The sequence below is a fragment of the Mycobacterium paraense genome (genome assembly GCF_002101815.1).
Classification (GTDB): Bacteria; Actinomycetota; Actinomycetes; order Mycobacteriales; family Mycobacteriaceae; genus Mycobacterium; species Mycobacterium paraense.
Genome location: NZ_LQPM01000006.1, coordinates 160,407 through 185,982 on the forward strand (window position 1 = coordinate 160,407; position 25,576 = coordinate 185,982).

General features: G+C 69.2%; 16 protein-coding genes and 1 tRNA gene. 10 read left to right on the plus strand and 7 right to left on the minus strand.

The window, feature by feature from the left end:
• The first annotated feature begins 78 nt into the window (after positions 1-78).
• A complete protein-coding gene (locus tag AWB89_RS04175; protein WP_085171782.1) occupies positions 79-9,693 on the plus strand; it encodes a type I polyketide synthase in 9,615 nt (3,204 codons plus the stop codon).
• A 262-nt stretch (positions 9,694-9,955) separates the two neighbouring features.
• Positions 9,956-10,720 (plus strand): DUF732 domain-containing protein, encoded by a 765-nt coding sequence (locus AWB89_RS04180; protein WP_085094328.1) that lies wholly within the window; start codon positions 9,956-9,958, stop codon positions 10,718-10,720.
• An 18-nt stretch (positions 10,721-10,738) separates the two neighbouring features.
• Here AWB89_RS04180 and AWB89_RS04185 read toward each other — a convergent pair whose 3' ends face one another.
• Complete coding sequence (locus AWB89_RS04185) at positions 10,739-11,431, minus strand: cutinase family protein (RefSeq protein WP_241520423.1); 693 nt, start codon at positions 11,429-11,431, stop codon at positions 10,739-10,741.
• A gap of 129 nt (positions 11,432-11,560) precedes the next feature.
• Between AWB89_RS04185 and AWB89_RS04190 the strand changes: the two genes are divergently transcribed.
• Entirely contained in the window at positions 11,561-12,196 is a 636-nt protein-coding gene (locus tag AWB89_RS04190) for a cutinase family protein (protein ID WP_085171787.1), read from the plus strand.
• On the opposite strand, the gene AWB89_RS04195 is transcribed toward AWB89_RS04190, so the two are convergent.
• Positions 12,137-12,592, minus strand: a complete 456-nt coding sequence (locus tag AWB89_RS04195) for an aminotransferase class I/II-fold pyridoxal phosphate-dependent enzyme (protein ID WP_085171789.1) — start codon at positions 12,590-12,592, stop codon at positions 12,137-12,139. The genes AWB89_RS04190 and AWB89_RS04195 overlap by 60 nt on opposite strands.
• A gap of 421 nt (positions 12,593-13,013) precedes the next feature.
• On the opposite strand from AWB89_RS04195, the gene AWB89_RS04200 reads away from it, so the two are divergent.
• Positions 13,014-13,358, plus strand: coding sequence for a hypothetical protein (locus tag AWB89_RS04200; protein WP_085171791.1), 345 nt, complete (start codon positions 13,014-13,016; stop codon positions 13,356-13,358).
• Between the two features lie 21 nt (positions 13,359-13,379).
• Here the strand turns inward: AWB89_RS04200 and AWB89_RS04205 are convergent, their stop codons facing one another.
• Together AWB89_RS04205 and AWB89_RS04210 are read right to left on the minus strand one after the other, a co-directional pair.
• The gene (locus AWB89_RS04205; RefSeq protein WP_085094335.1) at positions 13,380-13,811 is read right to left on the minus strand and encodes an Hsp20/alpha crystallin family protein; all 432 of its coding nucleotides are present in this window, start codon (positions 13,809-13,811) and stop codon (positions 13,380-13,382) included.
• A 136-nt stretch (positions 13,812-13,947) separates the two neighbouring features.
• Positions 13,948-14,235, minus strand: coding sequence for a hypothetical protein (locus AWB89_RS04210; RefSeq protein ID WP_139830504.1), 288 nt, complete (start codon positions 14,233-14,235; stop codon positions 13,948-13,950).
• A 141-nt stretch (positions 14,236-14,376) separates the two neighbouring features.
• Between AWB89_RS04210 and AWB89_RS04215 the strand changes: the two genes are divergently transcribed.
• Positions 14,377-14,715, plus strand: coding sequence for a hypothetical protein (locus tag AWB89_RS04215; protein ID WP_085094339.1), 339 nt, complete (start codon positions 14,377-14,379; stop codon positions 14,713-14,715).
• Between the two features lie 14 nt (positions 14,716-14,729).
• Here the strand turns inward: AWB89_RS04215 and AWB89_RS04220 are convergent, their stop codons facing one another.
• The 3 genes from AWB89_RS04220 to AWB89_RS04230 all read right to left on the minus strand — a co-directional run bounded on the left by AWB89_RS04220 (position 14,730) and on the right by AWB89_RS04230 (position 16,428).
• A complete protein-coding gene (locus tag AWB89_RS04220; protein WP_085171793.1) occupies positions 14,730-15,554 on the minus strand; it encodes a hypothetical protein in 825 nt (274 codons plus the stop codon).
• A complete protein-coding gene (locus tag AWB89_RS04225) occupies positions 15,551-16,144 on the minus strand; it encodes a TetR/AcrR family transcriptional regulator (RefSeq protein WP_085172000.1) in 594 nt (197 codons plus the stop codon). The genes AWB89_RS04220 and AWB89_RS04225 overlap by 4 nt, the downstream gene beginning before the upstream one ends.
• 210 nt (positions 16,145-16,354) lie before the next feature.
• A tRNA-Arg gene (locus AWB89_RS04230) sits at positions 16,355-16,428 on the minus strand.
• 183 nt (positions 16,429-16,611) lie between these two features.
• Between AWB89_RS04230 and lipQ the strand changes: the two genes are divergently transcribed.
• The 5 genes from lipQ (at position 16,612) to AWB89_RS04255 (ending at position 25,559) form a co-directional block, all read left to right on the plus strand.
• Entirely contained in the window at positions 16,612-17,859 is a 1,248-nt protein-coding gene (gene lipQ / locus AWB89_RS04235) for an esterase LipQ (protein ID WP_085171796.1), read from the plus strand.
• A gap of 139 nt (positions 17,860-17,998) precedes the next feature.
• Positions 17,999-19,468 (plus strand): WS/DGAT/MGAT family O-acyltransferase, encoded by a 1,470-nt coding sequence (locus AWB89_RS04240; RefSeq protein WP_085171798.1) that lies wholly within the window; start codon positions 17,999-18,001, stop codon positions 19,466-19,468.
• A gap of 41 nt (positions 19,469-19,509) precedes the next feature.
• Positions 19,510-21,162, plus strand: a complete 1,653-nt coding sequence (locus AWB89_RS04245; RefSeq protein WP_142280165.1) for an HAD-IB family hydrolase/lysophospholipid acyltransferase family protein — start codon at positions 19,510-19,512, stop codon at positions 21,160-21,162.
• Positions 21,159-23,510 carry a glycerol-3-phosphate 1-O-acyltransferase gene (locus AWB89_RS04250; RefSeq protein ID WP_085171802.1) on the plus strand — a complete coding sequence of 784 codons (2,352 nt, stop codon included), beginning with the start codon at positions 21,159-21,161 and terminating at the stop codon, positions 23,508-23,510. Before AWB89_RS04245 ends, AWB89_RS04250 begins: the two co-directional genes overlap by 4 nt.
• A gap of 27 nt (positions 23,511-23,537) precedes the next feature.
• Positions 23,538-25,559 (plus strand): bifunctional copper resistance protein CopD/cytochrome c oxidase assembly protein, encoded by a 2,022-nt coding sequence (locus AWB89_RS04255; protein ID WP_085171804.1) that lies wholly within the window; start codon positions 23,538-23,540, stop codon positions 25,557-25,559.
• Positions 25,560-25,576 lie beyond the last annotated feature (17 nt).

Consider the following 25,576-nt stretch of genomic DNA (forward strand, 5'->3'; position numbering starts at 1 on the left):
ACGCGTTTGATTACCAGCGGATGGCGGCCAATCGCCGGTTTCGGCGACGCCCTGTCCGTTCCTCGGTATCGTCAAGCCGTGCTCGAGACTTCGATCCCCGCTGTGCTGCGCGAGCGGGCCCTGCTGCGGCCCGACGAGACGGCGTTTACGTACGTCGACTACGAGCAGGACCCGGCGGGGGTGGCGGAAAGCCTGACGTGGTCGCAGCTGTACCGGCGAACGCGCAACGTCGCGCGGGAGCTCAAGGCGTGCGGATCCAACGGCGACCGCGCGGTGATTTTGGCGCCACAGGGACTCGAGTACCTGCTCGCCTTCCTGGGCGCGCTGCAGGCCGGCCAGATCGCGGTTCCGCTGCCGCTTCCACTGCGGGGCGCCGGCGACGAACGCGTCAGCTCCGTCCTGCTGGACGCGTCGCCGTCGTCCATCCTCACGACCTCCCCCGTCGCGGGCGACATCGCCGAGTACATCCAGTCGAAGCCCGGCGAGCGCGCGCCATCGCTCGTCGAGGTCGATCTGCTGGACCTCGACGCGGAGCCGGGATCCGCCGTCGACGCCGAGGATCTGCCGAGCGTCGCGCACCTGCAATACACCTCCGGCTCGACCCGCACGCCCGCGGGAGTCGTGGTCTCGCACAAGAACATTCAGGTCAACTGCCAACAGATCATGGCCTCCTACTACGTGGACGGGATCGCCCCGCCGGACACCACCGTGGTGTCGTGGCTGCCGTTCTTCCACGACATGGGCCTGGTCCTGAGCATTTGCTTCCCGATCATGGCGGGGTTCCGCACCGTGCTCACCAGCCCGCCGGCGTTCCTGCAGCGACCGGCCCGCTGGATGCAGCTGCTGGCCAGCAACCCGCACGCGTTTTCGGCCGGGCCGAACATTGCGTTCGAATTGGCCGCGCGGAAAACGTCGGACGACGACCTGGCCGGGCTCGACCTCGGCGGCGTGCGCAACATCCTCAATGGCGCCGAACGCGTCAACCCCCCGACGCTGCGGCGCTTCGCCGAGCGGTTCGCCCGCTTCAACCTTCGCCCCGAGGCGTTGCGGCCCTCGTACGGCCTTGCCGAGGCCACGCTCCTGGTGGCCACGCTGGACACCGGCCTACCGCCGGCGACCGTCTACTTCGAATCCGAAAAGCTGACCGCCGGTGACGCGCGGCGATGCGCGGGCGGAGAAGGCATACCGCTGGTCAGTTACGGCATGCCGAACACGCAGACGGTGCGCATCGTCGACCCCGAGACCAGCATCGAGTGCGCGCCGGGAACGGTCGGCGAGATCTGGGTGCACGGCGACAACGTCTGTTCCGGCTACTGGCAGAAACCGGAAGAGAGCGAACGCACCTTCGGCGCAACGCTTGTCAATCCGTCGGCCGGCACACCCGAAGCGCCGTGGCTGAGAACCGGAGACCTCGGCTTCTTCTCCGACGACGAGATGTTCATCGTCGGGCGCATCAAGGACCTCCTGATCGTCTACGGGCGCAACCACGCCCCCGACGACATCGAGGCGACGATCCAGGAGATCACCGCGGGCCGCGTGGTGGCGATCGCGGTTCCGGACGACGACGGCGTCGAAAAGCTGGTCACCATCGTCGAATTCAAGGCGGGCGGCGATCCCGAGGAGGCCGGAGAAAAGCTGCGCGCCGTCAGGCGCGAGATCACCGCCGCGATATCGAGGGCGCATGAACTGAGCGTGGCGGATCTCGTTCTGGTGCCGCCTCATTCGATTCCCCTCACCACCAGCGGCAAGGTGAGGCGGCGGGATTCCCTGCAGCGGTACCTGCGCAACGAATTCACCCGCTGGGACGAGCCGGCCCGCCGGCCGGAACCGCGTGTCGCCGAGGACACCGGCGCGGAGCCCGACGCGGATTGGACGCAACGCCTGCGCGCGCTGAGCCGGCAGCAGCACGACCTGCTGCTGGGTGTGGTGTGCTCGCAGGTGGCTTCGGTGTTGGGCAACGCAAGCCCCCAGGACATCGACCCCGAATGCCCGTTCCAGGACTTGGGGTTCGACTCGGTGAAAGCGACCGAGTTGCTCGACCGGCTCAAAACCGAAACCAAGCTCGAATTGCCGGCCACGCTGGCGTTCGACTACCCGACCCCCGACGAGTTGGCCACGCACCTGGGCCTGCGGATGAGCGGATCGGTCGCGGCGGCCCCGCAAGTCGGGTCGCGGGCGGAGTCGGACGAGCCGATTGCGGTGGTGGGCATGGCCTGTCGGTTCCCCGGCGGGGTGGATTCGCCGGCGGCGCTGTGGGATTTGGTGGCCGGCGGTGTCGATGCGCTGGGGGAGTTCCCGGCCGACCGCGGCTGGAACCTGGCGGAGCTGTTCGATCCCGATCCCGATGCGGTGGGCAAGACCTACACCCGCGTGGGCGGGTTTCTGGCCGAGGCGGCCGAGTTCGACGCGGACTTCTTCGGGATCTCGGCGCGCGAGGCCCAAACGATGGACCCGCAGCAGCGGTTGCTGCTGGAGGTGTGCTGGGAAGCGTTGGAAACGGCGCGAATTGACCCGGCCGGCCTCGCACGTTCGGAGACCGGGGTGTTCGTCGGGGCGTGGTCACAGTCCTACGGCTCGGGCGGCTCCGACGGCGTGGAGGGTTACGCGCTGACCGGCCTGTCCACCAGCGTCGCTTCCGGCCGCGTCGCCTACGCCCTCGGTTTGCAGGGCCCCGCCATCACCATCGACACCGCGTGCTCGTCGTCGTTGGTGGCCACACATTTGGCGTGTCAGTCCCTGCGCAACGGCGAGTCGTCCCTCGCCCTCGCCGGTGGCGCCACCGTCATGACCACCCCGTCGGTGTTCACCGAGTTCGCCCGGCAGCGCGGGTTGGCCGCCGACGGGCGCTGTAAAGCGTTCTCCGCCAACGCCGATGGCACCGGCTGGGGCGAGGGCGCCGCGGTGCTGGTGCTCGAGCGGCTCAGCGACGCCCAGCGCCACCACCACCCCGTGCTGGCGGTCATCGCGGGCTCCGCGATCAACCAGGACGGCGCCTCCAACGGCCTGACCGCCCCCAACGGGCCCGCCCAGCAACGCGTGATCACCCAGGCCGCGGCCAACGCCGGCATCGCGCTCGATCAGGTCGACGTGGTCGAGGCCCACGGCACCGGCACCAGCCTTGGCGACCCGATCGAGGCGGGCGCGCTGATCGCCACCTACGGCACCGCGCGCGACGCGCAGCACCCGCTGTGGTTGGGATCGATCAAATCCAACATCGGCCACACCCAGGCCGCCGCCGGGGTCGCCGGACTGATCAAGATGATCGAGGCCCTCAACCACGACACCCTGCCCCCGACGCTCAACGTCGACCGCCCCAGCCCGCACGTGGACTGGTCGGCGGGCACGGTGCGCCTGCTCACCGAGCCGGTGCCATGGCCGCACACCGACCATCCCCGTACCGCGGCGGTGTCCTCCTTCGGGATCAGCGGCACCAACGCGCACGTCATCCTGCAGCAAGCCCCGACCCCAGAGGCGGCCGAGCCCACCGAGGAGGGTGCCGAGTTCGACCTGCGGCTGTGGCCGGTGTCGGCACGCACCCCGGCGGCGCTGGCCGGGCAGGCCGAGCGGCTGCACCAGCATCTGCTCGACCACCCCGGACTGGACCTGACCGACGTGGCCTACAGCCTGGGCGCCACCCGCACCCACCACTCGCACCGGGCGGTCATCACGGCGTCGGCGTCGAGCGCCGACCCGCGCGAGGACCTGCTGGAGGCGCTGGAGGCGCTGCGCGACGGCCAGCCCCACCCGAACCTGACCGGCCACCATTACCTGGCCCACCTGCGGAGCAAGACCGTGTTCGTGTTGCCCGGCCAGGGCGCCCAGTACCCGGGCATGGGCCGTGAGCTTTATGAACGCCACCGCGTGTTCGCCGCCACCGTGGACGCCTGCGACGAGGCGTTGCGCCCCTTCGCCGACTGGTCCGTGCGCGATGTCCTACTGCAGGACCCGGCGGCGCCGGCGCTGGATCGCGTCGAGGTGGTCCAGCCGGTGCTGTTCACCATGATGGTCTCGCTCGCCGAGGTGTTGGCCGGCTACGGAATCGTGCCCGACGCGGTGATCGGCCACTCCCAGGGCGAGATCGCCGCGGCGTACATCGCCGGGGTCCTTCCGTTGCCCGACGCCGTCAAGGTGGTGGCGCTGCGCAGCCAGGCGCTGAGCGACCTGCGCGGCACCGGCGGCATGGCTTCGGTGTTGCTGGACGCCGCACAACTGCAGCCGCGCCTGCAACCGTGGGGCGACGCGTTGAGCATCGCGGCGATCAACGGCCCCTCGCACACCATCATCAGCGGCGACCCCACCGCGCTGGCCGAGTTCACCGCGGCCGGCGAGCGCGACGGACTGCACGTCCGCCAGATCGCGGTCGATTACGCCTCGCACTCCGCCCAGGTGGAACCGGCACGCGAGCGCCTCCTGGCCGGCCTGGCGGGCCTGGTCCCGGTACCCGCGCGCATCCCGCTGTATTCGACCGTGGGACAAGCGGTTTCGTCCGAACCGCTGGACACCACCACCATGGACGCCGACTACTGGTATCGCAACCTGCGCGAGCCGGTCGGATTCCACGACCGCGTCCTGGAGCGCCTGGCCGCCGGCGAGTGCACGTTCGTGGAGCTCTCCCCGCACCCGGTGTTGGCCCCGGCGCTCACCGACACCTTGGCCCAGGCCGTCGGGCGGACCCAGTCGTCGGTCGTCATCACGCTGCACCGCGACCGCCCCGACCAGGACAGCCTGGCCACCGCGCTGGCGCAGCTGCACAACCACGGCCACAGCCCGACATGGCCGGCGCTGTACCCCCACGCCCATACCGTCGCCCTGCCCACTTACCCCTTCGAACGCCGCCGCTACTGGCTGGCCCCCACCCCGACCGGCGACGCCGGCGGGCTCGGCCTGGACCGCGCGGAACACCCCTTGCTGGGCGCCGTCGTCGGGCTCGCCGACCAAGACCAGGTCATGGTCAGCGGGCGGCTGTCGACCGGCACCCAGGGCTGGCTGGCCGGCCATCGGGTCAACGACACCGTGCTGTTCCCCGCAACGGGTTTCGTCGAGGTGCTGCTGCGGGCGGGCGAGCTGGCGGGCTGCCCGGCGATCGACGAGCTGGTGCTGCATACCGCCCTGATCCTGTCGGAACAGGCCCCGGCCGATCTGCAGATCCTGGTGCAACCGCTCGACGAGCAGGGGCGGCGCCCGTTCACCGTGCACTCGCGCACCGGCGGTCAGCTTGGCGACGCGTGGACGCTGCACGCCAGCGGAACGCTGAGTGCCGACGAGCCGGTCGCCGGGGCCCCGGCCATACCGCCGCCGGTGGAGGCGCTCGACCAGGACGACTTCTACGACGGGCTCGCCCAGCGGGGCTACCAGTACGGCGGCCTGTTCCGGTCGGTGCGGGGCATCGCGACCGACCCCGCCCGGCCCGACGTCGTCCAAGCCGAGGTGGCGTTGCCCGCGGGGACGGATGTCGCCGGCTACGGCATCCACCCGGCCCTCCTCGACGCCGCCCTGCACCCGCTCGCCGCCGTGTTGGAGCGCACCGACGGCACTGACCAGGCGTCGCTGCGGGTGCCGTACGCGTTCACCGGGGTGACCCTGTATGCGACGGCCGCCAGCCAGCTGCACGTGCGGCTGACCCGCACCGGCGAGGACACGTACGAGCTGCGCGCCACCGATCCCACCGGCGCGCCGGTGATCACCATCGGCGCGTTGACGTTGCGCGAAGTCTCCGACCAGATCGGCCGGCCCTCGATGGCGGGGCTGTCGGACAGCCTGTTCGAGCTGACCTGGCCGTCGGCGCCCGAGCTGGCCGGCCCGTCGGGCGGCCAACCGCCGGCGTGGGTGGATAAGGACCTCGCCTCGGTGGCCGCACCCCCGGAGTTGGTGATCTGGCCGCTACCGCACGCGGACGAAACCGATCCGCTGCGGCGCGCGCACACCCTGACCGGCGATGTGTTGGCCCAGCTGCAGGGCTGGCTGGTCCGGCCCGACGCCGCCCACGCCCACCTCGTGATCGTCACGCGCCATGCGGTCAACGTCAGCGCTTACGACGGCGTCCCCGACCCGGCGCACGCCGCCGCCTGGGCGCTGGTCCACACCGCCCAGAACGAGCACCCCGACCGCATCACGTTGCTCGACACCGACGACTCCGCCACCGAGGAGAAGCTGGCGGCCATCGCCTCGGCGCGACCGGCCGGCGAGCCGCAGCTGGCCGTGCGCAACGGCGCTGTCCACATTCCCCGCCTGGCCCGCACCCCGATCCTCGCGCCGCCGGATGCGCCCGACTGGCAGTTGGGCACCACCCGCAAGGGCGACCTGGCCAACCTGACACTGCTGCCCTCCGACCCGCCAAACACGCTGGCGCCAGGGCAGATTCGCGTCCAGATCCGCGCGGCGGGGCTGAACTTCCGCGACGTGGTCGTGGCGCTGGGCGCCATCGCCGACGACGGCCTGGGCAGCGAGGCCGCCGGGGTGGTGCTGGAAGCGGGGCCCGGGACATCGCTGCGCCGCGGGGATGCGGTGATGGGGCTGTTCCCGCACAACGCGTTCGCGCCCACCGCGATCGCCGACGAGCGCATGGTGGTGCCCGTTCCGGCCGGCTGGTCGTTCACCCAGGCCGCATCCGCGCCGATCGTGTATCTGACCGCCTACATCTCGCTGGTCGAGATCGCCGGGTTGTCGGCCGGGCAGCGTGTGCTCATCCACGCCGGCGCCGGCGGGGTGGGCCAGGCCGCCATCCAGATCGCCCGCCACCTCGGTGCCGAGGTTTTCGCGACCGCGCACCCCGACAAGCAGCATGTGCTCGCCGGGCTGGGGATCGACCCGTCGCACATCGCGTCGTCGCGCACGCTGGACTTCGTCGACACCTTCAAGGCGGCCACCGACGGGCAGGGCATGGATGTCGTGCTCAACAGCCTGGCCGGGGATTTCGTCGACGCGTCGCTGCAATTGCTGCCCCGCGGAGGCACTTTCATCGAGATCGGCAAGACCGACATCCGGGTGGCCGGCGACATCGCCGCGGCCCATCCTGGAGTTGACTACCGCGTCTACGACTTGTCCAGTGCGCCACCGGAATCCCTGCAACCGGCGTGGGCCGCCCTGCTCAAGCTGTTTGCCGCCGGCGCGCTCAAGCCGTTGCCCACCACCAGCTACGGCCTGGTGAACGCGCCGCAGGCCTTCCGCGACATGAGCCAGGCCCGCCATACCGGGAAGATCGTCCTGATCCCGCCGGCGGTGCTGGACCCCGAGGGCACGGCGCTGATCACCGGCGGCACCGGGATGCTCGGCGCGCTGTTCGCCGAGCATCTGGTCAGCCGGTACGGCATCCGGCACCTGCTGCTGCTGTCGCGCAGCGGGCCCGACGCTGCCGGCGCGGGCGAACTGCACGAGCGCCTGACGGCGCTGGGCGCCCAGGTTGCGATCATCGCCTGCGACACAGGCGATCCCACCGAGCTGGCCGCGGCGCTCGACACCATCGCCGACGGCCACCCGTTGACCGCCGTCATCCACGCCGCCGGCGTCCTCGACGACGCCGTCGTGACCGACCTCAGCCCCGAACAGCTCGACGCGGTCTTGGCCGCCAAAGCCGACGCGGCCTGGCACCTGGATCGGCTCACCGCCGACCGCGACCTGGCCGCGTTCGTGTTGTTCTCCTCGGCGGCCGGAATATTGGGCAGCCCCGGACAGGCCAATTACGCTGCCGCCAACGCATTCCTGGACGCGCTGGCCCGCCGCCGCCACGACACCCAGCGCGCGGCCACCAGTGTGGCGTGGGGCTATTGGCAGACCCGGTCCGGGATGACCGCCCACCTGACGACCGGCGACCTGACCCGACTGGCCGCCACTGGCCTGACCCCGATCACCAGCGAGCACGGCCTCGCCCTGTTCGACGCCGCGCTGACCAGTCAGCGGCCCAATCTGGTTGCCAGCCCGTTCAATATCGGCGCGTTGACGCGCCAGGCGCGGCACAACACGCTGGACCCCATCCTGTCCGCGCTGACCCACGTCCGCCGCCAAGCGGCCACCGCCAGCCCCCGGAGCCTGGCCGCCCGGCTGGCCGCCGAGACCCCGCGGCAACGGCTCGACACGCTTACCGCGATGGTCACGGCCACCACCGCGGCGGTGTTGGCGCACCCCGACCCGGCCGCGCTCGATCCCGACCGCCCCTTCAAGGACCTCGGCATCGACTCGCTGACCGCCCTGGAGCTGCGCAACACCCTCAACCAGCGCACCGGCCTCGTCCTGCCCGCGACCCTGGCGCTGGACCACCCGAGCCCCACGGCGCTGGCGTCCCACCTGGCCGACCTCCTCACCGACGGTGCGGCGCCCGCGGTCCCGGAGGCGCAGGTCAGCACGAATGGCGTTGAGCCGGTGGACGATAGGCTCGCGTATCTGGACCAGGCGGCATTCCTCGCGCTGCGCGCGGTGCACGGCGCGCTGATTCAGGTCACCTGGATCTACAACCGTCCCGTCGACGTCGAGGGGTTGCGGCGTTTTCACCGCAACCTCGGACGCGGCCTGCTGGGGCGCAGGATCGAACGGTCCGCGCTGCCGTTCGCGCGTGATCGCTGGGTCCTGGCTCCGGAGTCGGCCGACATCGATTTCGCCGCGACGCCGCGTCCGCGCGCCGAGGTGAACGCGTGGGCCGACGAGCGGGCGCGCCTGCCCCTAGACCCGGAGTGGGGACCCGCCTGGCATCTAGGGGTGCTGCCGCTCGAGGACGGTGGAACGGCGGTCACCCTGGTCGCGTCGCACACGATCGTCGACGCCATCGCGTTCGGCCAGGCGATCGAGGATGCCGCCGAGGGCCGCGTGCGCGAATTCGGTTATCCGCCTGCCGGATCGCGCACGCTGGGGCGGGCGTTGCGCGAAGACCTCCGGCAGAGCGTCAAAGACCTGCCCGACGTGGCGCACGCGCTGGGGGCCGTCGCTCGACGGGCGCGGCGCGACCGCCAGGAGCTCAGGTCGTCGATGAAGGCGGCGCCACCAGCGCCGAGGACGTCGAATGGCGATCAGACGGTCGAGGTGCCGGCCCTGACCGCATACGTCGACCTGGCGGAATGGGATGCCCGAGCGAAAAGCCTTGGCGCAAGCAGCAACTCGCTCGTGGCGGGCATCGCGTGCCGGCTTGCGGTGCGCGTCGGACGCGTCCAGGAGGACGGAACGGTCACCCTGCGGTTCCTGGTCTCGCTGCGGACCGAGGACGACACCCGCGGCAACGCGCTTACGAGCGTCGACGTCACGGTCGACCCCACGCGCGCGGCGACAGACCTCGGGGACATGCAGGCCAAGATCACCCAAGGAATCCTCGCCGCGATGGAGGACCCCGACAACGAGTGGTTGGCGCCGCTGCCGCTCGCGGCGCTGACACCCGTGTGGGCGGCCCGCAAGGTGGCGGGGATGGCGGCCGGCGGTTCCACCCTTCCCGTCACGTGCTCCAACGTCGGTGACCTGTCCCCGGCGGCGAACCGGCCCGACGGCACCGATGCCGACTATGCCTACCTGAGAAACCTCGAGCCGGACATCAAGAAAAGCACGCTCGAGGCCATGGGCGGGCAACTGTTCCTGGGTTCGGGCCGCGGCCAGGGGAAGATGTTCATCAGGATCTCTGCCTACCTGCTCGACCGGCCGAATACCAAAGAAGACCTGCGCGAGAACGTTTCGGCGGCGTTCGCCGAATTCGATTTGCATGCGGAGATCGACTACTGACGGTGTAGTACGCCGCCTTACTCGCCCGTTTTCTCCTGCGGCACAGTCCGTTTGGGCGGGCCGGCGTGGCCGGAGAAATCGGCTATTTACCGCGGAATGGTGTTGATTTATGATGGAAACTCATAATGAACAAAAGATGAACATAAGGTAAACGGATTCGAGCTGTAGCAGTGCGCCGTGAAACCGGAGGGGCGGCGTACGCGTGGTTTCAGATGCCAATTCGCCCGTCGATGACGGCCCGATTCAGAATGGATGCCCCTCCATGTTCATCGGCACCACCGGCCGCTCCGGTGTCCTGATAACGGCCCTTGCGTTGCTCACCGGCGCCGCAATTCTGCGCGGCGCGGCGGCAGCGGCCGACCCCAACCAAGACGATCGGTTCCTGGCGCTGCTCGATCAAGAGGGCATCCCTGCCCTGCAGGGGGTGCCGAACCTGATCGAGACCGCCCACGACGTTTGTCGCACACTCGACGCCGGCATGCCCGCCGCCGGACTGGTGGACGCCATGGTGAACAACGCGTTTGGCATCGACCCGGCCGAGCGCGAGTACGCCCCCGGTCGCCTCGCGCGCACCGAGGCCCGGTTCATCACCGCGGCGGTGGGGGCGTATTGCCCATACAACCAAGGCAAGATCGCGTCGATCCGGGCCAACCGCACGGGATGGAACGGGTCGACGCGCCGGATTGTTGTCGTTCCCTCCGGCGAGATCACCGATCCGAACCCGCCGCAGATTCCGACGCCACCGCCCGCGGCGCAGATTCAGGCGCCGCGCCAGCCGGTGGCGGCGCCGCCGCCCCCGAAACAGCCGCCGCCTCCAGCCCAAAAGCCGCCGCCGCCGCGACAGGTGGCGGAGCCGCCGCCGCAAGCGCCGCCGCCTCCGGCGGCCGGTCCGCAGCCGGGTGGCGCCGGCGGCGGGAGCGGCGGTGCTAGCGGCGGAGGTGGCGGCAACGGCGGTGGTAACACCGGCGGGGGCGGCGTTGGCGTTCAGCCGGATCCATCGCCGGGCTTTGTCAGGCTCGCGCCGTAGCGGCCCACAACGAACGCGTTAAAGGCGGCCCGCCACGAAAGTCGCTGCCTGACCGGGCATCCCGTTGTGCGCATAGGACAGGTGCTCGGGGGAGAACAGCTCGTCATGCGTCGGCAACGTCAACAGCGCGCCCGGAGAACAAACCGGATCGCCCGGCGCGCACAGGTCGATGGTCTTCGCCCCGTACCAGGGGCTGAGCTCCGTCACGGGCGCGCCCAAGAATCTGCCCGTCGGATTCCCGAAGAGGGCGAGTGCCGCGACATGTTCCGCCTCGTCGGCCGTGAGGATGTCGGGCACCAGGCCCGCAACCGGCGCCCGGGCGATGGTGGCCAGATCTATCGCACCGGCCCCTTGGGAATATCCGCCCAGCACCAGTTTGGTGTTCGGACACGTGGCGACCATGGACCGCACGTGAGCGTGGGTATCGACCGCGCCGGCCGATGCGGACGGGGCGAGATCGTCGCCGGCCGGGTAGTTGACCGCATACACCCCGAGGGATCTGCCCCCAACCTGCGAGCGCAGCGCATCGATGAATTGCTGCCCGACCGCGCCGACACCGGGTGCCTCGTCGGTGCCCCGGGCGAACGTCACCTCCGCATCAGGACACGGGGCGGCGGAGACCGGGGCAATGAACATTGTTGCGCTCAGCAGCGCCGCCGAGTTTGTGATCACGGCGGCACCCAGCAAACGGGCCAATCGGTGTGTGTTCACGCCCCAATGCTGACACGCGGAGTGGGTGGAGCGACACCCCCGACCGTCTGAAAACCGATGCATGTCTGCGGCTGCCAGCAAACTCAAAAGTCAAAGTCGCCTCACATACTCAGTCCGTAATATCGCGTCATGCGGCTTGTCGCGATTAGACCGGGCGCGCAACGTGTCATCAGCCTGGCGGCCGCCACCCCGCTGGCGGCCGCATTGGTCGTTGGCCCGGCGGCGACGCCCTCGACGATCGGGGGGCCGATCCCCGTGGCATCGGCGGCCTGCCCCGACGCCGAAGTGGTTTTCGCCCGCGGGCGAGAGGAACCCCCCGGCGTCGGCGCGGTCGGCGACGCATTCGTCAATTCGCTGCGCGGCAAGACGCGGAATTCGATCGGCGTGTATGGGGTCAATTACCCCGCCAATATCACCACCGGCAGCGGCGCGAATGACATAGGGACACACGTTGAATCGATGGCCAGGAGTTGCCCGAACACCCGCATCGTCCTGGGCGGCTACTCACTGGGCGCCGAGGTGGTGGACCGCGCGATGTGGGGCGGGCTGCCGCCCGGTATGGATCAGCACATCGCAGCCGTCGCGTTGTTCGGCAACGGCACCCACGGATTGGCCCCGGGCTTCGCCGGCAAGACGATCGACCAGTGCGCCGCCGGCGACCCTATCTGCGGCAGGGGGACGAATTGGCCGTCGCACCTGCAGCCCTCATACATCGGCTCCGGGCTGGTGGATCAGGCCGCCGGCTTCGTCGCCGGCAGGCTCTAGGTCTAGGGCACGGCGCACGCCGTTCAACAACTCCAGCTCCTCGGCCAGGGCGTTGACCATCATCCGGATCTGTTCGAACGAGTGACAGCTGGTGACAAAGAACCGCAGACGCGCTTGGTCTTCCGCCACGGCGGGGAAAAGGACCGGGTCGGCATAGATGCCGCGCCGCAGCAGAGCGTCCGACAGCCGCAGCGCGGTGATCGAGCTGCCGACGATGCAGGGGATCGTGTTGGCGTCACTGTCGCGGGCGTCGATGCCGGCCTCTCGCGCCAAGCTTGCGAAGAGCGTGGCGTTCTCGCGCAGGCGGCGCAGGTGTTCGACCAGCGCCGGGCGCCCGGTGGCCCGTTGTCGTGGCGCCGCAGGAACGATCACGTCGGGGCCGCGGGTGGTGTTCATGTTGTGCTCCCTTTTCTTCCGGGGCGCCGCCCGGGCGGGCTGCGCTCACGGGTAGGAGCGGCGAACGGGTCTGACACAGACACTTTTTGTGCGACCTTTTTGAACCGGCGACCGGGTGACGGTCTCGACCACACGCTATCGAGTCGGGCGCTGGCGGTGGGTTTCGGAGAACCACCTTTGTCCCTCAAAGATCAACCGAAATAACGCCGTCAACCTCAACCGACTCTGAGCACATACGTTTTCGAGTTGACATCGCCAATGCGCCGCGTCGTAAACTATCGAAAACTTTGTCGTCAGCTAACGAATAAATGTCGGCTCTTGATCGGAACGAAGCGGACTTTAGATTTCCTTGCGGAGCTCCATCCAACTACGTCTCATCGGCATCTCGGCTGTATTGGTGCAACGGTTTAAGGGAGTCGGAATGAGGTTCACGCTTACCCGTCTGGGCGCCGCGATCGTGGGTTGTGTTGCGGTGTCTGTGTTTTCCACCGCGGTTGCCACCGCCGACCCGCCCGACCCGCACCAGCCGGACATGACGAAGGGCTTCTGCCCGGGCGGTCGATGGGGTTACGGCAACTTGGCCGTGTGCGACGGCGACAAGTACCCCGACGGGTCGTTTTGGCACCAGTGGATGAAGACCTGGATCGTCGGCCCTCAGTTCTACTACGACTGCGTCGGCGGCGACGAACCTCTCCCGGGCCCGCCGCCGCCCGGCGGCTGCAACGGGGCGATTCCGCGCGACCAACCTCCGCCGCCCCCACCCTGACGAGGCGGCGCGGCCGCGAAATCAGTCCCGCGTTTCGACCTCGATACGTTTCGCCGCCGGCGCACCGTTGGGCACCGGCACCGAGATCGCCAGAATGCCCTTTTCGTAGGTGGCATGGACGTCGTCGACGTCGGCCCCTGCGGGCAGCGGGACCGAGCGCGCGAAGGCCCCATAGCTGAATTCGGACCGGCCGTGGGATTCGACGGCCTGGCTGCGCACCGCCTTGATGGTGAGCATCCCGTCGTGCACGGTGATGTCGATGTCCTTCGCGGGGTCGACGCCGGGAATCTCGGCGCGCACCTCGTAGCGGCCGTCGTTTATCTCGTCCTCGACGCGCAGGACATTGCGGTCGAACAGCGGACGCAGGCCGGCCAGCAGGGGAGTGCCGCCAAAGAGGTCGGCGAGATCGGGGACCAGGGTCCTGGGCTGACGCTGGACTGGCAGAGTTGCCATGAATTCTCCTGAAATCGTTGCATCTCTTACGATTTCGATCGAACCACGGTGCCGCCGCCGGTGCTAGACGGCGGGCGTCGATGTTGCCAAGAGGTTCATTGGGCGTTAAACCCGACCGGGGCCGCCGCCGGCGTGTTCAGCCCACGCGCTTCAGCGTGTAGTGAGCAGTCATCCGTTTGGGGTCGTCGGCGAGCCTCTTCACCTCTTGGCGGATGGGGTCGACGGCACCGCCCAACACGCCGGGGCAGCCGTCGGGGCACCGGACTTCCCACCACGAGTCCGACCGGTGCGGCGGCCACGCGCCGAGCTGCCCGCCCCTCGGCTGGTAGCCGATCTCGGCGGCGAACTGCCTGAGGTTGCCGACGTGATGCTGTGCCGGGCAGAAGAGCGAAAGATCGATGCCGAGGTTCTCGGTTTCGTTCATGGCCGCCATTGTCTCCCGTCCCGCGCGGCGGCGTGAGCACAATCACGTGCGCTGCGGAGGTGATCTCGGTGTAGTCAGTTGACTACACTACGGAGCATGTGGTGTAGTCAAGTGACTACACCACGCAAGGAGAACCTAACCATGACCACAGCCCGCGCGGGGGATCGCGTCAACGACCTGGCCATCCGACTCGACCTTGCCGCGCCCAGCGGGGCAATCTGGGTCGACGAATGGGAGAGCGCCGGGGCGGCCTTCAGAGTGTTCGACGGTCCGGAGTGGCGAATCAAGCAGATTGCCAACCACGGGCGATGCGCCGATACAGGTGACATCGTGGTGTCCGTTATCGGGCGGCAGTATGCGGATGGGCGCGCTGAGCGCGAGATCATCATCGACGGCGCCTGCACTCCGGTCATCACCGCCGCCGAAGCGCGGATGCTGAGCGGCGCGTTAGCCGCTGCCGCCGACGCCGCTGAGGGATGAGGGGAGCGGCGAAGTCAGGGATGCGTGACGAGATAGGTTTCGTTGTCCAACCCCGCGGTGAGTTCGTCGACGTCGAAGGGGCGGTCGAGTCGTGCGTGCAACTCTTTCGGCTCGATCAAGAGGCTGATTTCCGCGGTTTGGCGCGCGAGGAGTCGTCCCATGAGCGGATAGATACGACGCATGATTGCCCGTTCCGCGGATGTACACCGTGAGGCGCAGTAGCCGACGTGGCCGATCTCGTCGGTGAGAATGTCGTTGTAGAGCAATTCAATTCGTTCGGCGACCGCGGGTTCATCGGCGAACAGTTTGATGCCGACTCGACGCAATTCGTCAAACATGATGCAGCCGGCCATCTCTGCGGCTCCGACGAACATGAAGCCGAGTCGCTGGGGCAGAAATACGCCCGTCTTGACGAACTGCCGCATCACAAAGGGCGGCGCGACCACCTGGAAGGTCAGGTCGAACACGTCGAGCACATACGCCAGCAGCCTGGTGTGGTAGTGCTCCTCGAGCTCGAGGTAGACGTTCTCGGGCGGCAGGTTCTCATCGCTGTTGCGCCCATACGTTTCGCCCAACCCCACGCCGAATCGTTCCGCCTGGTTCAGTTTGGCCGTCGCCAAGAGGAACAACATCTTGTCGTCCAAGCCTGGCTCGGGGCGCCTACGTCGCAGATTGCGAAGGAAGGTCGCCCGGTCGGCGGGATGGGCCGACCGGATGGGGTTCGCTTCGAGCTCGTTGAAGAACTTCTCGCGATTGGCCAGCCGCCGGTTGAGCAGATCGGCCTCGCCGTCACGCTCGGCCAGGAAATCCCGGTAGCCCTCTATTCCTGTGCGCCTCATTGTTTCTCCATCCCTTTGACAATGGTGGTGACGTATCGGTCCAGGAACGCGGCGTCGTGCGCTCCGGTGGCCAGCAGCGCGAAGAGGCCGGTGAGGAAGAAGGTGCCGAGCTCTTGCGGGTTCGCGTGCGAGGAAACTTGCCCAGTTTGTTGTGCGCGGGTGAGCACGCCGATAACAAATTCCGCGAGCGGGTGTTGTCCCAACTCCTCTTCGACGGGGCGACTCGAGGAGAAGTGCAATCCGAGCATGTCGCGAAACACGACTTCGCCGAGCCGCCGCTCCGCATCGAGGATGTGGCGCACCACTCGGGTCAGGACGGATTCCAGGTCGCCCTCGACCTTGCCGAGGTCGTTGACGATCCGAATTTCCTCGTCGCGCTCCAGTTCGATGAGCACGTGTTCCTTGGTCGGGAAGTGGAAATAGAACGTTCCCCGCACGACGCCCGCCACGGTCGCGATGGCGCTGACGTCGGCGCCGGCCAGCCCGCGCCGCGAAATCTCGTCCAGCGCGGCGTCGAACAGGCGCTCTCGCGTTTCGAGTCGTCGCGCTTCGCGGGCGCTTTTGGCTGGTGATTCAGCCACCGACTTCATGATCGGCACGCTACGCCCGCTCGCTGACAGCTGTCAATGACGGGCGTCAGCGAACGGCTCCCATGCCGCGGTTTTGCCTGAGAAGCGACCTGCGAAAGAAGGAGTGTCGCGGATCAACCAAAACCACTGTCACGCATCAGCCGAAACACTGTCACCCATCAGCCGAAGACGAACTGTCACACATCAACCGAGGTCACACAACAAACCGAGTGCCCCCGGCACGACTCGAACGTGCGACCTAGGGATTAGAAGGCCCTTGCTCTATCCACCTGAGCTACGGAGGCAATGTGCAGGTCAGTCTATCGAACGCGACACGCCGGAAGGACTCGCCGAGCGCGACGCGCCCGAAAAGTCTTCCAGCGGAGCGCTTATCGGTTATCGTGTGAGCCTCGACACACGTACAACACCGGTTGATAAGCAGCCGTTAACCGCAACGAAGCGTGTGCATAACGTCGAGGGGTGCGTTAATGAGCGTGGCCTTGAACTTGACTTCGCGGTGCTCGCAGGCGGGTGCGCAGGCGCTGCGCCTGGCGGCCGACGCGAGGGACACCTGCCGAGCCGGCGCGTTGTTGCTGCGTGGCTCACCGTCGGCGGTGGGTTGGGTCGCCGGCTGGCTGTCCACCGAATTTCCTCCGCACGTGGTGACCGGCCACGCGTTGTCCCGGGTCTCGCCGCCTTCCATCGGCCGCGTCGGCACCTCGTGGGCCGCGCAGAAGGCCGACCAGGCCCTCACCGCCGCCCTGGAGGGGTGCTTCGGGCCGGACTTCCGTGACCTGGTGCGTCACCCGGCCTGCGCCCAGTCCGAGTGCGCCTCGCGCGGGGGGCTGCTGCGCCGGCCCGGGCGGCACCGCCGCTACGCGGCGGAAACCTCCGACATCTCCTACGGCCCGGGGGGCGTCGAGCACCTGCTCGACATCTGGCGGCGCCACGACATGGCGCCCGGCCGCCGCGCCCCGGTCCTGATCCAGGTCCCCGGGGGCGCCTGGGCCATCGGCGACAAGCGCGTGCAGGCCTACACGTTGATGAGCCGGATGGCCGAACTCGGCTGGATCTGCGTCTCGATCAACTACAGCAAGAGCCCGCGCTGCACGTTCCCGACGCACCTGATCGACGTGAAGCGGGCGATCGCCTGGGTCCGCGAGAACATCGCCGACTACGGCGGCGATCCCGGCTTCATCGCGATCACCGGCGGGTCGGCGGGCGGGCACCTGGCATCGCTGGCCGCGCTCACCCCCAACGACCCCGCGTTTCAGCCCGGCTTCGAGCACACGGACACGACGGTCCAGGCCGTCGCCCCGTACTACGGCGTCTACGACTTCACCGACGCCGAGAACATGCACGAGTTGATGCTGCCGTTCCTCGAGCAGTTCGTCCTGAAGACCCGCTACAGCGAAAACCCCGAGCGGTTCCGGTCGGCGTCGCCAATCGCCTACGTGCACGAGCAGGCCCCACCGTTCTTCGTGCTGCACGGCGAGAAGGACGAACTGGTGCCGAGCGGGCAGGCCCGCGCCTTCTGCGCGGCGCTGCGCGACGCCGGGGCCGCCACCGTGGCCTACGCCGAACTCGCCAACGCGCACCACGCCTTTGACATCACCCCGACGGTCCGCTCGCGGCTGGCCGCCGACGCCGTCGCCGACTTCCTGGGCGTCGTCTACGGCCGCCGCGCCTACCCGCTGACCGACTCGGTGCCGGTGCCGGCAACCTCCGCGAGCTGAGCGCGCGCCAAATTTCGCGCAGCGGATCGCGCCTTTCACCGCCGGGGCATCCCGACTAGCGTTGGGTGAGCAATCCGGTTCGTGGGCCCGAGGCAGGAGGCTTGGTCGGCGGTGACAACGTTGGCGCGTCGAGTTCATCATGGCTGAGTCCGTCGGAGCCATTCAGTTGTCCGACGAGCTCGGACCCGTCGACTATCTGATGCATCGGGGTGAAGCGAATCCCCGCACCCGGTCGGGGATCATGGCGCTCGAACTCCTCGATTCGACGCCCGACTGGGACCGGTTTCGCACCCGCTTCGAAAACGCGTCGCGGCGGGTGCTGCGGCTACGGCAGAAGGTGGTGGTGCCGACGCTGCCGACGGCGTCACCGCGCTGGGTGGTCGATCCCGACTTCAACCTGGACTTCCACGTGCGCCGGGTGCGCGTATCCGGCTCGGGCACGCTGCGCGAGGTGTTCGACCTCGCCGAGGTGATCCTGCAGTCGCCGATGGACATTTCGCGGCCGCTGTGGACCGCCACGTTGGTGGAGGGCCTGGCCGACGGCAAGGCCGCGACGCTGCTGCACGTCAGCCACGCGGTCACCGACGGCGTCGGCGGCGTCGAGATGTTCGCCGAGATCTACGACCTCGAGCGCGACCCGCCGCCCAGGCCGACGCCGCCGCAACCCATCCCGCAGGACCTGACGCCCAACGACCTGATGCGCCAAGGCATCAACCGACTGCCCTTCGCGATCGTCAACGGCGTCGTGGGCGCCGTGGCGGGCGCAGTGTCCGCGGCCGGCAAGGCGGTGCTCGATCCCGTGTCCACGGTCGGGGGCGTCGTCGGCTACGCCATGTCCGGCATGCGGGTGATGAACCGCGCCGCCGAGCCGTCGCCGCTGTTGCGCCGGCGCAGCCTGGCCTCCCGCACCGAGGCGATCGACATCCCGCTCGCCGACCTGCACCGGGCCGCCAAGGCGGGCGGCGGATCGATCAACGACGCCTACCTCGCCGGCCTGTCGGGCGCGCTGCGGCGCTACCACACGGCGCTCGGTGTGCCGATCAGCACCCTGCCGATGGCGGTGCCGGTGAGCCTGCGTGCGGACGCCGACACCGCCGGCGGCAACCGGTTCACCGGCGTCAACCTGGCGGCGCCGCTGGGCACCGCCGATCCCGTCTCGCGGATGAAGAAGATCCGCGCCCAGATGACGCAGCGGCGCGACGAGCCGGCGATGAACATCGTCGGGTCGATCGCCCCGGTGCTGAGTGTGTTGCCCACGGCGGTTCTGGAGGGTCTCACCGGCTCGGTCATCGGCTCGGACGTGCAGGCCAGCAACGTCCCGGTCTATCCCGGCGACACTTACATCGCCGGTGCAAAGGTGTTGCGGCAGTACGGGATCGGGCCGCTGCCCGGCGTGGCGATGATGGTGGTGCTGATATCTCGCGGCGGCTGGTGCACGATCACCGTGCGCTACGACAGGGCGGCCGTGCGCAACGAGGCGTTGTTCGCCCAGTGCCTGCTGGAGGGCTTCGACGAGATCCTGGCGCTGGCCGGCGACCCGGCCCCGCGCGCGGTGCCCGCCTCGTTCACCGAACCGGCCGTTTCGTCGCGATCGGCGGCGGGCTCGTGAGCGCATCCGAAGAGCGCGGCGCCCCGAAGCCGGGGCAGGACATGCGGCTGCCCGGCTCGGTCGCCGAGATCATGGCCAGCCCACCGGGACCGAAGATCGGTGCGTTCTTCGACCTGGACGGGACGCTGGTCGCCGGCTTCACCGCCGTCATCCTGACCCAGGAGCGGCTGCTTCGCCGCGACATGGGGGTGGGGGAGCTGCTCAGCATGGTGCAGGCCGGCCTGAGCCACACGCTGGGCCGCATCGAATTCGAAGACCTCATCGGCAAGGCCGCCGCGGCGCTGGCCGGTCGGCTGCTCGACGACCTGGAGGAGATCGGCGAGCGGCTGTTCGTCCAACGGATCGAGTCGCGGATCTATCCGGAGATGCGCGAGCTGGTCCGCGCCCACGTGGCCCGCGGCCACACCGTGGTGCTCAGCTCGTCGGCGCTGACCATCCAGGTCAACCCGGTGGCGCGCTTCCTCGGCATCACCAACATGCTGACCAACAAGTTCGAGGTCAACGAGGACGGGATGCTCACCGGCGGCGTGCAGAAGCCGATCCTGTGGGGGCCGGGCAAAGCCGCTGCCGTGCAACGCTTTGCGGCCGAGAACGGCATCGACCTCAAGGACAGCTACTTCTACGCCGACGGCGACGAGGACGTCGCGCTGATGTATCTGGTCGGCAATCCGCGGCCGACCAACCCCGAGGGGAAGATGGCGGCCGTGGCCAAGCGCCGCGGCTGGCCCATCCTGCGGTTCGACAGCCGCGGACGCCTCGGCCTGCGGCGCCAGATCCGGACGCTCGCCGGCTTCGGCTCGATGTTCCCCGTCGCCGCCGGCGCGGTGGGGATCGGACTGCTCACCCGCAACCGGCGCCGCGGCGTGAACTTCTTCACCTCGACCTTCTCCCAGCTGTCGCTGGCGATCGCCGGGGTGCAGCTCAACGTCATCGGCGAGGAGAACCTCACCGCGCAGCGCCCGGCGGTCTTTATCTTCAATCACCGCAACCAGGTTGACCCCGTCATCGCCGGCGCGCTGGTGCGCGACAACTGGATCGGCGTGGGCAAGAAGGAGCTGGAGAAGGACCCGATCATGGGCACGCTGGGCAAGCTGCTCGACGGCGTGTTCATCGACCGGGACGACCCCGTCGCCGCGGTGGAGACGATGCACGCGGTCGAAGACCGGGCCCGCAAGGGGCTGTCGATCGTGATCGCCCCGGAAGGCACCCGCGTCGACACCACCGAAGTCGGGCCGTTCAAGAAGGGCCCGTTCCGCCTCGCGATGGCGGCCGGAATCCCGATCGTCCCGATCGTCATCCGCAACGCCGAGATCGTCGCCGCCCGGAACTCCACCGTCGTCAACCCCGGTACCGTCGACATCGCGGTGTTCCCGCCGATTTCGGTGCGGGACTGGACGGTTGAGAACCTGCCCGAGCGCATCGCCGAGGTGCGGCAGCTGTACCTGGACACGCTGGCCAACTGGCCTGTCGACGAGCTGCCCGAGGTCGACCTGTACGCCGAGAAGAAGGCGGCGAAGAAGGCCAAAGCCCCCGCGAAGCAGGCCCCCGCCAAGAAGGCGCCCGCCAAGAAAGCGCCCGCCAAGAAGGCCGCGAAGAAGGCCACAGCCAAGGCCAAGCCGGCGAAGGGCGGCCCGAACGCGTCCGAAGTCGCGTTGAAAGACGGTGAGGCACAACAGCCTCGAGGGCGGCCGTGACCAAACCCGTCGCCGATATCAGCGCCGTCCTCGCCGCGCAAGATTCGCTGATATTGGCGTCCATGACCTCGCCGGTCGAGAGGGAGCTGGTCATGGCCTGGGTGGGCCAGCAGCGCGCCGGCAACCCGGAGGCCACGTTCGAGGTGTTGTCGCTGCCGCAACCCGGGGCGGCGCCGACGGCGCTGTCCGAGCTTGCCGAACGGCTCGAGTCCGAATCGAACGACGATCGGTCGGTCGTGCCGGTGCGCGTGTTCTGGCTGCCGCCGGCCCAGCGCGGCAGGCTCGCGCAGTTGGCCGGGTTGCTTCCCGGCCAGGATCCCTACCACCCCAACCAACGCCAGCAACGACACATCGTGCGCGACGACCCGCAACGGGCGCGGGTGGTGGCCGGCGAACCCGCGAAGGTCTCCGAGCTTCGCCAGCAGTGGCGCGACACCACCGTCGGCGACGACAAGCACGACTTCGCGCATTTCGTCACCCGGCGCGCCATCCTGGCGCTGGAACGCGCCGAATACCGAATCCTCGGACCGCAATACAAGTCGCCGCGGCTGGTCAAGCCGGAAATCCTGGCGTCCACGCGGTTTCGCGCGGGCCTCAAAAGGATCCCGGGCGCCACCGTCGAGGAAGCCGCGAAGATGCTCGACGAACTCGCCACCGGCTGGAGCCGGGTGTCCGTCGACCTCGTCGGCGTGCTCGGCCGGGCGCTCAGCCGAGGGTTCGACCCCGACCTCGACTACGACGAGTATCAGATCGCGGCCATGCGCGCCGCGCTGGAAGCCCATCCCGCGGTGCTGCTGTTCTCGCACCGCTCCTACATCGACGGCGCGGTGGTGCCGGTGGCGATGCAGGAGAACCGGCTCCCGCCGGTGCACGTGTTCGCCGGCATCAACCTGTCGTTCGGGGTGATGGGGCCGCTGCTGCGCCGCTCGGGCGTCATCTTCATCCGCCGCAACATCGGCAGCGACCCGCTCTACAAGTACGTGCTGCGCGAGTACGTCGGCTACATCGTCGAGAAACGCTTCAACCTGAGCTGGTCCATCGAGGGGACGCGCTCGCGGACCGGAAAGATGTTGCCGCCCAAGCTCGGTCTGCTGTCGTATGTGGCGGACGCGTACCTGGACGGCCGCAGCGAAGACATCCTGCTGCAGCCGGTGTCGATCGGATTCGACCAGCTGCACGAGACGGCCGAGTACGCGGCCTACGCCCGCGGCGGTGAGAAGACACCCGAAGGCGTCGTCTGGCTCTACAACTTCATCCGGGCGCAGGGCGAACGCAACTACGGCAAGATCTACGTCCGCTTCCCCGAGGCGGTCTCGATGCGGCAGTACCTCGGCCCGCCCCACGGCCCGCTCGCGCAGGACCCGGACGCCAAACGGCTTGCGCTGCAGAAGATGTCGTTCGAGGTGGCGTGGCGGATCCTGCAGGCGACGCCGGTGACGGCGACGGGTTTGGTGTGTGCGCTGCTGCTGACCACCCGCGGCGCGGCGTTGACGCTCGGCCAGCTGCACCACACCTTGCAGGATTCGCTCGACTACCTCGAGCGCAAGCACAACCCGATGTCGACGAGCGCGTTGCGGCTGCGCACCCGCGACGGCGTGCTCGCCGCCGTCGACACATTGTCCAACGGCCACCCCATCACCCGCGTCGACGGCGGCCGGGAGCCGGTGTGGCTCATCGGGCCCAACGAGCAACACGCCGCGGCGTTCTACCGCAACTCGGTGATCCACGCCTTTCTGGAGACCTCCATCGTCGAACTCGCGCTCGCGTACGCCAAGCGGGCCGAGGGCGACCGCGTCGAGGCGTTCTGGACCCAGGCGATGCGGCTCCGCGACCTGCTGAAGTTCGACTTCTATTTCGCCGACTCCGCGACGTTCCGGGACAACATCGCCGAGGAGATGACGTGGCACGACGACTGGGAGGCGCACGTCGCCGCCGGGGGTGACGAAATCGAGGCGATGCTGTTCGCCAAGCGTCCGTTGATGTCCGACGCCATGTTGCGGGTCTTCTTCGAGGCGTACGAGATCGTCGCCGACGTGTTGCGCGACGCGCCGGCCGGCGTCGCGCAGAAGGAGTTGACGGCGATGGCGCTGGGGGTGGGCCGGCAGCACGTCGCCCAGACCCGGGTCCGCAGCAGTGAGTCAGTGTCGACGCTGCTGTTCGCCACCGCGTACCAGGTGGTGGTCGACCAGGATCTTATCGATCCCGCCGACGACCTCGCCGACCGGCGCACGGCCTTCCGCCGGGAATTGCGGGACATCTTGCATGATTCCGACTACGTCGGTCGGATCGCGCGGAACCAGTTCGTCGCTCGCGAGGCCAGGGCGCGGCTGGACAGCCAGAGTCGGTAGGCGTAAAGCGCCCAATACGCTGGGTGCATGACGGTCGACCAGCAGGTAGCCACGCACCGCGCGTTCGTGTGGCCGCTGCTGCTCGGCGTCGCGGTGCTGGCCGGTTGCACGGCCGCGGGGATCGGCGCGCTGTCGCTGGCGGACGCCCTGTCGGCGACCGGGTTGCCCGATCCGGGGCCGGTGACCACGCTGGGGCTGCCCTTCGTCCGGGCGGCGGGGGAGATCGCCGCGGTCCTGGCCGTCGGGTCGTTTCTGTTCGCGGCGTTCCTGGTGCCGCCGCAGGCCAGTGGGGTCCTCGACGCCGACGGCTACCGCGCGCTTCGCGTCGGGACGGTCGCCTCGGGCGCGTGGGCGGTGTGTGCCGCGCTGCTGGTGCCGCTGACCATCTCCGACGTGTCCGGTCACCGGCTGGCCGACCTCGAGCCGGGCACGATCTGGTCGCTGTCCGGCCTGGTCAACACCGCCTCGGCCTGGCGCTGGACCGCGATCCTGGCCGCGGTGGTCACGTTGGCGAGCCTGTCGGTGCTGCGCTGGTCCTGGACGCCGGTGCTGGTCGCCGCGTCGCTGGTGACGCTGGTGCCGCTCGGGTTGACCGGTCACTCGTCGGCCGGGGGCTCGCACGACCTGGCGACCAACAGCCTGCTGATCCACCTCGTCGCCGCCAGCCTGTGGGCGGGCGGTCTGCTCGCGCTGCTCGCCCACGCGCTGCGCAGCGGCGACCACACCGGGCTGGCGGCGCGGCGGTTCTCGATGGTGGCGCTCTGGTGCTGGGTCGCGATGGCGCTCAGCGGCTCGGTCAACGCGCTGGTGCGCGTGTTGCCGTCCGACCTGCTGACGACCGGCTATGGGCGGCTGGTGGTCGCCAAGTTCATCGCGCTGTGCACGCTGGGCGTGCTCGGATGGCGCCAGCGACGCTCCGCGGTGGCCGCGTTGCAGGGCGACGCCGGCCCGGCGGTCGCGCGCAGGGCGCTGGTCAGGCTGGCGCTCATCGAGGCCGCGGTCTTCGGCCTCACCTTCGGCATCGCCGTCGGGCTGGGCCGGACGCCGCCGCCGCCGCCACCCGCCCGGCTGCCCACGATCCCCGAAGCCGAGATCGGCTACGACTTCGACGGGCCGCCCACCGTGGCGCGCATCCTCTTCGACTGGCGCTTCGACCTGATCTTCGGCACCGCCGCCATCGTCCTCGCCGCGCTGTACGCGGCGGGGGTGGTGCGGCTGCGCCGCCGCGGCGATCGCTGGCCGCCGGGGCGGACCGTGGCCTGGCTGCTGGGCTGCCTGGCGTTGCTGTTCGTGACCTCGTCGGGCGTCGGGCGCTACATGCCGGCCATGTTCAGCATGCACATGGTCGCGCACATGGGGCTGTCGATGCTGGTTCCGATCCTGCTGGTGCTGGGCGCCCCGGTCACCCTGGCGTTGCGGGCGCTGCCCGCCGCCGGCCGCGGCGAGCCGCCGGGCATGCGGGAATGGCTGCTGGCCGCGCTGCACAGCCGTCTGTCGCGGTTCCTGACCAACCCGGTGGTCGCGACCGTGCTGTTCGTCGCCGGCTTCTACGGGCTGTATCTGTCCGACCTCTTCGACACCACCGTCAGCAGCCACGCCGGGCATCTGGCGATGAACGTGCACTTCCTGCTCAGCGGCTACCTGTTCTATTGGGTCGTCATCGGGGTGGACCCGACGCCGCGCCCGATCCCGCCGCTGGCCAAGGTCGGCGTGGTGTTCGCGTCGCTGCCGCTGCACGCGTTCTTCGGGGTGGTGCTGATGGGCTGGCGCAAGGTGCTCGGCGGCGACTACTACCGCTCGCTCGGCCTGACCTGGCACACCGATCTGATCGGCGATCAGCACTTGGGCGGCGGAATCGCCTGGGCCGCAGGCGAAGTGCCGTTGGTGATCGTGATGATCGCGCTGCTGGTGCAGTGGGCGCGCAGCGACAGGCGCACCGCCCGGCGGCTGGACCGGGCGGCCGAACTCGACGACGACGCCGAGCTGACGGCCTACAACGCGATGCTCGCCGAACTGGCGCGGCGGGAAACGCCGGAACCGCGCAAATAGGCGACCGGCCGGCAATG

Coding starts and splice junctions, on each gene's coding strand:
- AWB89_RS04255 (WP_085171804.1), top strand. CDS start 23,538: ATGACGGTCGACCAGCAGGTAGCCACGCACCGCGCGTTCGTGTGGCCG.
- AWB89_RS04190 (WP_085171787.1), top strand. CDS start 11,561: ATGCGGCTTGTCGCGATTAGACCGGGCGCGCAACGTGTCATCAGCCTG.
- lipQ (WP_085171796.1), top strand. CDS start 16,612: ATGAGCGTGGCCTTGAACTTGACTTCGCGGTGCTCGCAGGCGGGTGCG.
- AWB89_RS04215 (WP_085094339.1), top strand. CDS start 14,377: ATGACCACAGCCCGCGCGGGGGATCGCGTCAACGACCTGGCCATCCGA.
- AWB89_RS04200 (WP_085171791.1), top strand. CDS start 13,014: ATGAGGTTCACGCTTACCCGTCTGGGCGCCGCGATCGTGGGTTGTGTT.
- AWB89_RS04240 (WP_085171798.1), top strand. CDS start 17,999: ATGGCTGAGTCCGTCGGAGCCATTCAGTTGTCCGACGAGCTCGGACCC.
- AWB89_RS04195 (WP_085171789.1), bottom strand. CDS start 12,592: ATGAACACCACCCGCGGCCCCGACGTGATCGTTCCTGCGGCGCCACGA.
- AWB89_RS04180 (WP_085094328.1), top strand. CDS start 9,956: ATGTTCATCGGCACCACCGGCCGCTCCGGTGTCCTGATAACGGCCCTT.
- AWB89_RS04225 (WP_085172000.1), bottom strand. CDS start 16,144: ATGAAGTCGGTGGCTGAATCACCAGCCAAAAGCGCCCGCGAAGCGCGA.
- AWB89_RS04245 (WP_142280165.1), top strand. CDS start 19,510: ATGCGGCTGCCCGGCTCGGTCGCCGAGATCATGGCCAGCCCACCGGGA.
- AWB89_RS04210 (WP_139830504.1), bottom strand. CDS start 14,235: ATGAACGAAACCGAGAACCTCGGCATCGATCTTTCGCTCTTCTGCCCG.
- AWB89_RS04220 (WP_085171793.1), bottom strand. CDS start 15,554: ATGAGGCGCACAGGAATAGAGGGCTACCGGGATTTCCTGGCCGAGCGT.
- AWB89_RS04205 (WP_085094335.1), bottom strand. CDS start 13,811: ATGGCAACTCTGCCAGTCCAGCGTCAGCCCAGGACCCTGGTCCCCGAT.